This is a genomic window from Streptomyces sp. NH27 (assembly GCF_056859195.1).
In genome coordinates this window covers 1-9349 of sequence record NZ_JACEGK010000311.1, presented here as the reverse complement: position 1 = coordinate 9349, position 9349 = coordinate 1, and the positions used below count along the sequence as shown (strand labels likewise).

Here is a 9349-nt window from a genome sequence, read left to right as displayed (position 1 = left end):
GCCCCGGAGCGCAGGGGAGTCCTGCGCATCCGGGGCCGCCGTGTCACGTGTGCGGGCCGGGGAACGGCCCGGCCGCCGCTCGGGGTTCGGCCGGGCCGCCTTCCTAGTCGGTGGCGATCGCGTTCAGTACGTTCATCCGCGCGGCCCGGAAGGCCGGCAGGAGCGCGGCCAGCAGGCCGACGACCGCGGAGGCGACGAAGACGATCACGATCGTGCTCCACGGGATGCGCAGGATCTGCAACCCCTGGGAGGCGAGCACCTGCTGGGCGGTGGAGCCCCAGCCGAGGCCGAGGGCAAGACCGACCAGCGCGCCGAAGAGCGAGATGACCACCGACTCCAGCCGGATCATCCGCCGCAACTGGCGCCGTGAGGTGCCGATCGCCCGCATCAGGCCGATCTCCCGGGTCCGCTCCACCACCGACAGCGCCAGGGTGTTGACGACACCGAGCACCGCCACGATGATCGCCAGCGCCAGCAGCGCGTAGATCATGTAGAGCAGCTGATTGACCTGGTCCTGGATCAGGTGCTTGTAGTCGGCCTGGTCGCGCACGTCGATCTGCGGGTAGTCGTGCGTCTTGGCCTTCAGGGAGGCGTACGCCTCCTTCTCCTTGCCGTCGGCGGCCTTGGCGAACATCAGGAAGTCGCCGGGCATCTTGTTCGCCGGCAGGTAGGTCCGCGCGGTGTCGATGCTGGTGAACAGGGTGCCGTTCTCCAGGGCGGTGCCACCCTTGGTGACCGCGGCGATCTTCAGGTGCGCGCTGCGGCCGCCGACCAGCGCCACGGTCATCACGTCGCCGACCTTGACGTGGTTGTCCTTGGCGAAGTCCTCCGGTACGGACATCGCGTCCTTGCCGTAGGCGTCGGACAGCTTGCCCTGCGTGGTCTCCAGCTTCACGTCCTGGGTGTAGGTGCTGTCGGCGGCGCTGAGCCGGTCCTTGATCTTCTTGCCGGACGGCGTGGTGAGTGTGGCGTTGACGATCGTGTAGTTGGTGATGTGGTCGAGGTGCGCGGCCGACCGGATCGCCTTGGTGGCGGCCGGCGTCATCGGCTGCGAGGCGCCGCCGCCGACCTCGATGATGAAGTCCGCGCCGACGGACTTGTCGAGCTGGTCGTTGGCGGAGGCCACCATGGACGAGCCGACCACCGACATGCCGGCCACCAGTGCCAGGCCGATCATCAGCGCGGAGGCGGTGGCGCCGGTACGGCGCGGGTTGCGCAGCGCGTTGCGCTCGGCGAGTCGGCCGATCGGGCCGAAGAACCGCAGCACCACGGCGCTGACCGCGCGGACCACCACACCGGCCAGCAGCGGGCCGACGATGACGAACCCGACCAGGGTGAGCAGCACCCCGATGCCGAGCAGTCCGCCGCCGGAGGACGCCTTCGCCGTCTGCGAGGCGCCGACGAGGGCGAGCACGCCCGCGGCGCACACCAGCACGCCGATCGCGGCCCTGATCCGTCCGGCCCTGGCGTCGGCAGGTGTGCCGGCGTCGCGCAACGCGGCCATCGGGGAGATCTTCCCGGCCCGGCGGGCGGGGATGTACGCGGAGACCACGGTGACGACGACGCCGATGACCAGGCCGACGATCGGGGTGGTGGCCTTGATGGTCAGCTCGGAACTGTCCAGCTTGAGACCGGCCTTGCCCATCAGCTTCATCAGCCCGATGGCCAGGCCGATGCCGCCGCCGATACCGACCACGGAGCCGCTGATGCCGAGCATCACCGCCTCGATCAGCACCGACCGGTTGACCTGGCGGCGGCTGGAGCCGAGCGCCCGCATCAGGCCGATCTCCCGGGTGCGCTGGGCGACCAGCATGGAGAAGGTGTTGACGATCAGGAAGATGCCGACCAGGACCGCGATCCCGGCGAAGCCGAGCATCGCGTACTTCATGAAGTTCAGGAAGCCGCCGAGGTCGTCCTTCTCCTTCTTCGTGGTCTCCTTCGCGGTGTCGATCGTGTAGTGGCCGCCGATGGCCGCCTTCACGTTCGCCTTGAGCTGGTCGTCGGTGACGCCCTTGGCGGCGGTCAGGCCGTAGCCGGTGTAGGCGTCGGTGCGGCCGAGCAGCTTGGACTGCGCGACGGCGGTGTCCACGTAGACCACCGCGGCACCGGGGTTGGTCGACTTGAACGTGACGATGCCGGTGAGGGTGACCTTGAAGTCGCCGGGCTGCGCGATGACCCGCAGCGTGTCGCCGATCTTCAGGTGCTTCGCCTTGGCGGTGTCGGCGTCGATCACGGCGTCGGTGCCCTTGGTGGGCAGGTGGCCGGAGGTGAGCTTCACCGCCTTGGTCTCGGTGGAGTCCCAGTTGCTGACGATGGTCGGCGCGCCGGAGGACGGGCTGATCTTGTTGTTGTGCGCGTCGGCGACCGTGACCTCCTGACTGGTGACGTCGGGCACCGAGGAGGCGACACCGGTCACATGCGTCAACTTGGCCTGCAGCGAGGCGGGCAGGGTGTCCGGAATGCCGGTGGCCTGCTCGTTCTTCACTTCCTTGGCACTGACCGTGACGTCGGAGGCGGTGTTGCCGAAGAGCTTGTCGAAGGTGGCGGTCATGGTGTCGGTGAAGACCAGGGTGCCGCAGATGAACGCCACCGACAGCAGCACCGCGATCCCGGACAGGGCCATACGGCCCTTGTGCGCGAAGAAGTTGCGCACCGATGTCTTGAAGACGGTCACGAGGTCCTCCCGCGACCGTCGAAGGACTTCATCCGCTCCAGCACCGACTCGGCGGTCGGGTTGGCCATCTCGTCCACGATCCGGCCGTCGGCGAGGTAGAGCACGCGGTCGGCGTAGGAGGCGGCGACCGGGTCGTGGGTGACCATCACGATGGTCTGGCCGAGTTCGTCCACCGAGCGGCGCAGGAAGCCGAGCACCTCGGCGCCGGCCCGGGAGTCCAGGTTGCCGGTCGGCTCGTCGCCGAAGATGATCTCCGGCCGGGCGGCCAGCGCCCGGGCCACCGCGACACGCTGCTGCTGGCCGCCGGACAGCTGGGTCGGGCGGTGCTTGAGCCGGCCGGCCAGGCCGACGGTCTCCACCACCCGGTCCATCCACTCGCGGTCGACCTTGCGGCCGGCGATGTCCATCGGCAGCGTGATGTTCTCCGCCGCGTTCAGCGTCGGCAGCAGGTTGAACGACTGGAAGATGAAGCCGATCTTGTCCCGGCGCAGCTGGGTGAGCTTCTTGTCCTTCAGGTGGGTGATCTCGGTCCCGCCGATCCAGATCTGACCCTCGCTGACCGTGTCGAGACCGGCCAGGCAGTGCATGAGGGTCGACTTGCCGGAGCCGGAGGGGCCCATGATCGCGGTGAAGCGGCCGCGTGCGATGTCCACGTCCACCGCGTCCAGCGCGACCACCCGGGTCTCGCCGGAACCGTACGCCTTGGTCACCGACCGGCCCGCGGCGGCAACGGCCGAACGCTCTCCGCTGCCCCCGGCTGTGGGAACCGTCATAGCCGTCGTCACTTCTGTCTCCCGTTGTGTCGTCGTACGTGACCAAGTGCGGGCAGGGCGCCGATCGCCCCGCATCCATGAGCCTGCCGGAGGGTGCCGCGTCTGACGATGGGGCAGGTCTCCGTCCCCGGGGTGGGGCTAGCCCCACCCCGCCATGGAGGCGAGGGGTTCCCATCCCGCCCTATGACCGTAGGTACCGCACGGCACGCGAACGTCATCCGCCGGTACGAACTGGCGGGCGCCAAAAGTAGGTGTCTCCCCCTAGGGGTCTGCTACCTGAGTCGCACAAGCGGCTCGGGGTCGGCGGCGGCGCCCTGGGCCGACAGGCCGTCAGGCGCCTGCGCGCAGCCCCGAGATGCCCACGTCGAGAGCGGCTTCGAGGTGGGTGCGCGGGCCGTTCCGCAGCAGGATCGGCGCCCCGCCCCGTACCGCCCGACCGAGGCCGCGGTGCGCTCCCTGACCAGGTCCTGGGCGGCGCCGTACGGTCCGCGCGGCGTACAGGTCGACGCGGTCGCCCCCGGCTCCGCCGCGACCGAGGCCGACACCGCCCTGGCGGCACGCGTGCGTCAGCGGCGCGACGGCGGGCGGCGCGACGGAAGGCGCGTACCGCGGCAGGCGGCTGTACGGGGCACGGGAGTTCAGCTCATGGTGAGGCGGACCGGGCGGACCCCGCCGACCATGGTGGCCAGCGCGCGGTCGATGTCCGAGCCGACGTACCAGTCGCCGGTGTGGTCGACCGCGTAGACCCGCCCGTCGGGGTCGATCGCCAGCAGCGCGCCGGACCCGGGCTCCTCGCCGAGCGGGCTGATCTCGGTCTCCAGGGCGCGCCCGAGGTCGCCGAAGGTACGGGCCAGGTGCAGGCCGCGCAGCGGGTCGACGACGACCCCGGCGGGCGCGACCTGCCGGCCCGGTCCGGACGCCGGGGGGATGGCCAGGCCGCCGAACTCCGCCCACGCCTCGACGGCGGCCGGGAAGACCGCGTGCCGGTGGCCACCGGGCGAGAGGTACCCGCGCAGACGGTCCGCCCACTCCTCGGCCTGTTTGATGTCCCAGCGGCCCGGCTGCCATCCGGCCGCCCGCAGCGCGGCGTCGACGCCCGCCGGGAAACGCGTGCCGCCCGCCATCCCCGCGGTCACGCCCGCTCCGCGCCGGGATCGAAGGGCCGCACCCCGAAGTGCGCGAGCAACGGCGCGCAGGAGCGGCAGGGCGGCGCGTAGGCGCCGTGCGCGGGGTCGCCGTCCTCGCGTATCCGGCGCGCGGTGAGTTTCGCGCCGCGAAGCGCCTTGCGCGCCTCGCCCTGGGTCAGCGGCCGGCGCGAGGCCCGCTTGCTGCGGGACGCCTCCACCGCCGCCAAGTGACGTGAGATCAGCACTGGTTCGGGGCACCGCCCGGTGAACCGCTCGCGCTGGGCGACCGGGAGCGCGTCCAGGAACTCCTGCACGATCGGATGGAGCACGGGCGGCTGCTCCCCCTTGGCGCCGGTGCAGGTCAGCACCTCGTCACGGATGGACAGCGCGGCCGCGATCGCGGGCAGGATGCCGTCCCTGCGGTGCCGCAGCACCGGGCGCTCCAGCGGGTCGCGGGCAGCGCTCCAGCTCAGCCTCGGGTCGGCGGTGTCCGCCGCTGGTAGGCGAGTTGTCATATCCTGCCCCGTTCCGTCAATCACCCGCCCAAGGCGGCAGCTCCCCCGTATGCCGAATCAGAGTGCCAAACACGCCATCCGATGGGAAAGCGGAACGCGGTGTGGCGACCTCCTCGTGTGGGCCATGTCACCGTCCTGTGACGTTACGTCGGCGCCATACACACGCAGCGCGCACATTTACCGCCGTTCACCACCCGGGCACCGGCACACAGCGCGGTCACAGCGTCACCACGCGCCGTTTACGGGGCCGTTCGCGACCGGGAGGATCGGGTCGGCGCCGCGATCGTGGCGCCGATCCCCCCACACACCACACAGGGAACGTGACCCCATGCACCGTGCCCGAAGAGACACGGACGCCCAAAGCGCCCGCCGTGTACGACGAGTTCCCCGCCGGCCGCGCCCCCCACGCGCCCGCGTCGGCGCCGTCGCCGCCCTCGCCGTGCTGCCCGCGCTGCTGCTGGCGGCCGGCTGCTCGTCCGGCTCCCCAGGTGCCACCGACGCCGACGGCGGCAAGGGCGGTGGGCGTTCCGCCGCCCAGGCGTCGGCCGATGCCGGCAAGGCACCGCTGAGCCTGGCCCAGCTCACCCGCTCGCTCGTCACCGACCACGACGTGCCGGGCTGGGTGGTCGAGATGACGCAGACCGACGACGGCATCGCGACCACCGCCCCGGAGGAGGGTTTCGACCCCGACGACCTCGGCGCGCAGGACGACACGAGCGGCCGGTCGGTGCTGGTCGCCGACAAGCCCGAGTGCCGGCCGCTGGCCGACGTCAGCAGTTCCGAACCCACGATCCACCGGATGGCGTCGGTCGGCGCCACCTTCGCAAGGTCCACCCCCAAGGGCGGCGCGGCCCCGGACGAGATCGACCAGATGCTGATCGCCAGCCACGCCCCCGGCGACGCGCGGCGGGTGATGGCCGCGATCAGAACGGCACCCGTACGCCCTTCCGTGTCGGCAAGGGTCCGGCGGTGAAGGTGGGCGACGAGTCGGTGGCATACGTGATGACCGACACCGCGGACAAGAAGACCGGCGCGGCCCTGGTGACGGTGGTGCGCACCGGCGACACCGTGACCACGTACCTGTCGACGAAGACCGAAGGGGGCGCCGGGCAGGTGCCGTTGGAGGTCGCCCGCAAGGAGGACCAGAAGCTGCGGACGGCCCTGGCCGCGCGGAAGTGAGCGGCACCGCGCACACGATGGCAGCCGGAAGGGAGGGGTACGCCACCGTGACCGTGTGGTGATCGTGTTGTGAGCAGTGCCATAGGAGGCAGGGCGGGCCCGGTGCCGTAGAGTCGCGCGGCAGCGGGCCCACGCCCGCGAGGGCCGGGCCGGGACGCTCCGGACCGGACGCGGCACGCGGGCAGGGGCGGCGCCGCGGTGCCGGGCCCGCACACGACACAGGGGTACTCATCGATGCGGATACGCGCACGCCGCCGCCTACTGACCGGTAGCCGCAAGGTCCTGCCGGTGGCCGTACTGCTGCCCGCGCTCGCGCTCACCGCGGCCTGCGGGGGCGGCGGGAAGAGCAAGGACAGCGGCAGCGCGGCGTCCCGGAAGCTGACCCGCTCGGTGATCACGGCGAAGGACCTCGACCACCTCCAGGTGGTGCCCGCGACCAGCGACAGCCAGCTCCTCGGCACCAAGCAGACCACCGACCCCGCCGCCTGCCAGCCGGTGGCCGACCAGTGGAGCCTGGAGCCGAAGCTCGCCCGGTCCGTCTACACCGGCGCGCTGGTCACCGACACCGCCGCCAAGGACAAGGGCGCCAAGACGATCTCGCTGGAGGTCGTGGCGACGTATCCGGCCGGCCGGGCGAAGCAGGTGCTCGACCAGTTGTCGGCCGCGGTCGCCCACTGCCCCGGCTACAAGGTCACCCGCAACGGCCGGACCTCGAACTTCACGGTCAAGAGCGTCGCCCCGTCCACCACGACCGGCGGCACGTTCGGCGACCAGCAGGTCACCTACACCGTCACCGACCCCGCGCTCGGAGACTCAGGGGTGGCGCTGGTCACGGTCGTCCGGGTCGGCGACTCCACCGCCGCGTTCGAGACCGTCCGCGCCGACCACAAGACCGCGTCGCTGCGGCCGGAGATCGCGAGCAAGCAGGTCGACAAGTTGCGGGCCGCGGCGGGCAAGAGCTGAGGCCGGCACCGGCCGCGGCGGGCGGGCGCCACCGCGGGCCGGGCCGATCCGGGCCGATCGGGACGATCCGGGCGATCCGGATAGCGGTGGCCGAGTTATCCACAGGGACGAGGACGGGACCCGCGCGGCCCTTGCCGAACCCCCTAGGCTGTCGTCATCAGCTCAGACGCAGCAGGGGGCAACCGCCATGACCACAGGCCCGCAAGGGCTGGGATCTCCTCCCGGACCCGTAGCCGCCGCGCAGTCCGCGCCACCGAACGCGGCCTACGCCGGACAGGTCGTGCATTTTCCCGACCCGGTCCGGGCCGCGCGCCACCCGCAAGGCGTGTGGGTGGACGACGAGGGCTACCCCGACTTCTCGCCGTACGCCCGCGCGGCGGCGGAGATAGCCGAGCCGCCGGAGGGTTTCGGTGTGGATGAACTGCGCCTGACGGACTACGTCTCGGCGAACGCCGCCCTGCACGCGGCCGGGCACGAACTGTGGGGAAACCTGCCGCCGGTGGCCACCCCGCACGGCTGGACCTGGCACCACGTCCGCGGCAGTCGCCGGCTGGAGTTGGTGCCGGTCGAGGTCAAGTCGCTGCTGCGGCACCACGGCGGCATGGCCACCTCGGTGGCCGACCACACCAAGCGCGGCACCCGCCCGCTCCAGGAGACCCGCCCCGTGCACTTCGGGCTGCCCAAGGAGCCGGTCGCGGTCACCGAGCAGCAGATCCACGACGTGGAGGAGGAGTTGGGGTACCGCCTGCCCGGCTCGTACCGCACCTTCCTCAAGGCTGCCGGCGGCTGCGCCCCCAAGGGCGTCGCCCTCGACCCCGACCTCGGCCTGCTGCTCGACCAGCCGTTCTTCACCGTCCGCGACGACGCGGCGATCAACGACCTGGTGTACGTCAACAAGTGCCTGCGCGACCATCTCACCAAGGACTACCTCGCGATCGGCTACATCCAAGGCGGCATCCTCGCGGTGCGGGTGAAGGGCGAGGACGCCGGCTCGGTCTGGTTCTGCGGTTACGACGACGCGCGCGACAGCAACCGCTGGGACACCCCGGCCGAGCGGGTGGCCGATCTGCTGCTGCCCTGCGGCGACTCGCTCGACGCGTTCCTGCTGCGACTGGCCGGCAATCCGCCCGAGTTGGACACGGTCGCGAATCTGATGGTCGACGGCGGCTTCGCCGACGCCGTAGCCGTGGAGGGATGAGACAGCACATGGTCACTTTCGCGCAGGCGCAGGAGCGCGCGGAGCGCTGGGTGAACGCGGACGTCCCCGCGCACGCGGCCCGGGAGATCCGGGTCCGCGAGTTCGACCTCGGCTTCGTGGTCTGGTCCGAAGCCCGGGAGGACGGCCCGTCCTCCGACGAGGGGTCGGTCCGGGTGGTGATCGCCCGCGACAGCGGCGACGCCACCTTGTGGCCCGCCCTGCCCATCGGCGAGCTCATTCGCCGCTCCGAGGAGGAGTACGGCCCCGTGCCTGACGACGCGGTGCCCGAGCCGCCCCAGCGAGTCGACCTCGAAGCGACCTCGTTCCTGCTCAGCCCCCCGCAGTGGCTCCAGGACGCCGCCGACCGGATGGGCATCCCGGACCGCCGCCCGTCCGCTGCCGGCGGGGACCCGGCACCGGCCTCCGCGCCGGGCGACGCCCCGGCGGCCGGTGAGCCGGCGCCCGCGACCGGCGGCCGCATCGACTACCGGCGCCCGGGTGACAGCGGCGCGGGAGACGCAGGGCCCAGCACAACGCCGGCCGCGCCGGGATCCGGCACGTCGGGCGGCATCGACTACCGGCGGCCGGGTGACAACGGCGCGGGAGACGCGGGGCCCAGCTCAACGCCGGCCGCGCCGGCCGCGCCGGGATCCGGCACGTCGGGCGGCATCGACTACCGGCGGCCCGGTGACAGCGGCGCCGCCCGCACGGGCCCGGCCGACCAGCCGGAGGGGCGACCGGCAGCGGCCTCCGCCGGCTCCGGGTCAGCGGGTCCGGCAGGCTCCGCCGACGCGTCCGGTTCCGCGGGTTCCGGCTCGGGCGGCATCGACTACCGACGGCCCGGTTCGGTGCCCTCGCAGAGTTCGGGCGGCGGCAGTTGGGCCGGGAAGACGGTGAGCGACTCCGGCGAGGGGCAGTCC

Annotated in this window: 9 protein-coding genes and 1 pseudogene; 6 read left to right on the top strand and 4 right to left on the bottom strand. The window is 72.2% G+C overall.

Annotated features, from left to right (window positions below; all coding sequences use genetic code 11):
- Positions 1 to 103: 103 nt before the first annotated feature.
- Positions 104 to 2674: an ABC transporter permease gene (locus AC13HU_RS23570; protein ID WP_483043933.1), complete on the bottom strand. Its 2571-nt coding sequence runs from the start codon at positions 2672 to 2674 to the stop codon at positions 104 to 106.
- Positions 2671 to 3447, bottom strand: a complete 777-nt coding sequence (locus tag AC13HU_RS23565) for an ABC transporter ATP-binding protein (RefSeq protein ID WP_483043932.1) — start codon at positions 3445 to 3447, stop codon at positions 2671 to 2673. Before AC13HU_RS23565 ends, AC13HU_RS23570 begins: the two co-directional genes overlap by 4 nt.
- A 108-nt stretch (positions 3448 to 3555) precedes the next feature.
- Between AC13HU_RS23565 and AC13HU_RS23560 the strand changes: the two genes are divergently transcribed.
- The gene (locus AC13HU_RS23560; protein ID WP_483043935.1) at positions 3556 to 4191 is read left to right on the top strand and encodes an SDR family oxidoreductase; all 636 of its coding nucleotides are present in this window, start codon (positions 3556 to 3558) and stop codon (positions 4189 to 4191) included.
- Here AC13HU_RS23560 and AC13HU_RS23555 read toward each other — a convergent pair.
- Together AC13HU_RS23555 and AC13HU_RS23550 are read right to left on the bottom strand one after the other, a co-directional pair.
- On the bottom strand, positions 4086 to 4571 hold the full coding sequence (locus AC13HU_RS23555; RefSeq protein ID WP_483043934.1) for an SUKH-3 domain-containing protein: 486 nt from the start codon (positions 4569 to 4571) through the stop codon (positions 4086 to 4088). The two genes, AC13HU_RS23560 and AC13HU_RS23555, sit on opposite strands and share 106 nt — an antisense overlap.
- Before the next feature lie 8 nt (positions 4572 to 4579).
- Positions 4580 to 5089: a YwqJ-related putative deaminase gene (locus tag AC13HU_RS23550; RefSeq protein WP_483043931.1), complete on the bottom strand. Its 510-nt coding sequence runs from the start codon at positions 5087 to 5089 to the stop codon at positions 4580 to 4582.
- A 439-nt stretch (positions 5090 to 5528) separates the two neighbouring features.
- Between AC13HU_RS23550 and AC13HU_RS23545 the strand changes: the two genes are divergently transcribed.
- The 5 genes and pseudogenes from AC13HU_RS23545 to AC13HU_RS23525 all read left to right on the top strand — a co-directional run.
- Positions 5529 to 6062, top strand: a complete 534-nt coding sequence (locus AC13HU_RS23545; RefSeq protein WP_483043930.1) for a hypothetical protein — start codon at positions 5529 to 5531, stop codon at positions 6060 to 6062.
- 17 nt (positions 6063 to 6079) lie between these two features.
- Positions 6080 to 6268, top strand: a complete 189-nt coding sequence (locus AC13HU_RS23540; RefSeq protein WP_483043929.1) for a hypothetical protein — start codon at positions 6080 to 6082, stop codon at positions 6266 to 6268.
- Positions 6269 to 6502: 234 nt separating this feature from the next.
- Positions 6503 to 7231, top strand: coding sequence for a hypothetical protein (locus tag AC13HU_RS23535; RefSeq protein ID WP_483043928.1), 729 nt, complete (start codon positions 6503 to 6505; stop codon positions 7229 to 7231).
- A 187-nt stretch (positions 7232 to 7418) separates the two neighbouring features.
- Positions 7419 to 8429, top strand: coding sequence for an HNH endonuclease (locus AC13HU_RS23530; RefSeq protein WP_483043927.1), 1011 nt, complete (start codon positions 7419 to 7421; stop codon positions 8427 to 8429).
- Positions 8430 to 8437: 8 nt separating this feature from the next.
- Positions 8438 to 9349: pseudogene (locus AC13HU_RS23525) on the top strand (SUKH-4 family immunity protein); the annotation flags it as partial.

Coding starts and splice junctions, on each gene's coding strand:
- AC13HU_RS23565 (WP_483043932.1), bottom strand. CDS start 3,447: ATGACGGTTCCCACAGCCGGGGGCAGCGGAGAGCGTTCGGCCGTTGCC.
- AC13HU_RS23560 (WP_483043935.1), top strand. CDS start 3,556: ATGGGGCAGGTCTCCGTCCCCGGGGTGGGGCTAGCCCCACCCCGCCAT.
- AC13HU_RS23555 (WP_483043934.1), bottom strand. CDS start 4,571: ATGGCGGGCGGCACGCGTTTCCCGGCGGGCGTCGACGCCGCGCTGCGG.
- AC13HU_RS23550 (WP_483043931.1), bottom strand. CDS start 5,089: ATGACAACTCGCCTACCAGCGGCGGACACCGCCGACCCGAGGCTGAGC.
- AC13HU_RS23535 (WP_483043928.1), top strand. CDS start 6,503: ATGCGGATACGCGCACGCCGCCGCCTACTGACCGGTAGCCGCAAGGTC.
- AC13HU_RS23530 (WP_483043927.1), top strand. CDS start 7,419: ATGACCACAGGCCCGCAAGGGCTGGGATCTCCTCCCGGACCCGTAGCC.